The following is a 1,682-nucleotide window of genomic DNA, read 5'->3' on the forward strand; positions in this document are numbered from 1 at the left end:
AGCGGCTCGACGCGCCTCGAGGCCAAGCGGCAACGACGCCGTGACGGGCGCGATGCCGGGCGCCGGCGCCAGCCCATCCTCTCCGAGTCCGAGTTCCTCGCCCGCCGTGAGTCCGTCGACCGCGTGATGGTGGTGCGGGAGAAGAAGCGCGCCGACGGCAAGGGGGTCATGACCCAGGTCGGCGTGCTGGAGGACAAGGTCCTGGTGGAGCATTTCGTGACCACCGAGTCCGCCCGCTCCATGGTGGGCAACGTCTACCTCGGCCGCGTACAGAACGTGCTCCCGAGCATGGAGGCCGCGTTCGTCGACATCGGCCGTGGCCGCAACGGCGTGCTGTACGCCGGCGAGGTCAACTGGGAGGCCGCCGGACTCGGCGGCAAGGCCCGGCGGATCGAGCAGGCGCTCAAGCCAGGCGACATGGTCCTGGTGCAGGTCACCAAGGACCCCATCGGCCAGAAGGGCGCCCGACTGACCACGCAGATCTCGCTGGCCGGCCGGTTCCTCGTGTACGTGCCCGACGGCAACTCCACCGGAATCTCCCGCAAGCTCCCCGACACCGAGCGGCGCCGGCTCAAGGCGATCCTCAAGGACGTGGTCCCCGAGGGTTCGGGTGTGATCATCCGGACCGCCGCCGAGGGGGTCAGCGAGGAGGAGATCGGCCGGGACGTCGAACGGCTGGCGGCCCAGTGGACCGAGATCTCCGAGGCGGCGGCCAAGCGGACCTCCTCCGGCTCGGGCACTCCGATCGCCCTGTACGAGGAGCCGGACCTACTGGTCAAGGTGGTGCGCGACCTGTTCAACGAGGACTTCTCCTCGCTGGTGATCCAGGGCCAGACCTCATGGGACACCGTCCACGACTACGTCTCGAGGGTCGCACCGGAGATGACCGGTCGACTCGAGCGCTACGACAACCCCGACGTCGACGTGTTCGCCACCCACCGCGTGGACGAACAGCTGGCCAAGGCCCTCGATCGCAAGGTGTGGCTGCCCTCCGGCGGCTCACTCGTGATCGACCGCACCGAGGCCATGACGGTCATCGACGTCAACACCGGCAAGTACACGGGCTCGGGCGGCAACCTCGAGGAGACCGTCACGAAGAACAACCTCGAGGCGGCCGAGGAGATCGTCCGCCAACTGCGCCTGCGCGACGTGGGCGGAATGGTGATCATCGACTTCATCGACATGGTGCTCGAGGCCAACCGCGACCTCGTCCTGCGGCGGCTCACCGAGGCGCTGGGCCGCGACCGCACCCGGCACCAGGTCTCCGAGGTCACCTCGTTGGGGCTCGTCCAGCTCACCCGCAAGAAGCTCGGCACCGGTCTCATCGAGGCCTTCTCCACGCCGTGTGAGCACTGCCAGGGCCGTGGACTGATCGTGCACGCCGACCCGGTGCACACCGAGTCCCACAACGCCGACGAGCCCGGCTCGCGACGGGGCCGCAAGCGCGGTGGCAAGGGAGCGGACCCGGATCAGTCGGAGTCCCAGGCCACGTCGTCGACCACTCCCAGGCAGGCGCCCAAGAAGGACGGGCCCGCGCCGGCCGCCCACCCGGCCGCGCTCGCGATCGCACGTCACGAGGCCGAGCAGGCGATCGCGGAGAAGCCCGACCCGGATCAGGCCGTCGCAGGGTCGTTGGACACGGATCAGGCGGTCACGGCCACATCTGGCCAGGCGGAGGTCGT

The 1,682-nt window shown here is 69.6% G+C and carries 1 protein-coding gene; it reads left to right on the plus strand.

All coding sequences use genetic code 11. The annotated features are described in order from the left end of the window. A partial coding sequence (locus tag G6019_RS08380; protein ID WP_182627388.1) for an Rne/Rng family ribonuclease occupies positions 1 to 1,682 on the plus strand: 1,682 nt, incomplete at both ends.

Source organism: Dietzia sp. DQ12-76, assembly GCF_014145045.1.
Lineage (GTDB): Bacteria > Actinomycetota > Actinomycetes > Mycobacteriales > Mycobacteriaceae > Dietzia.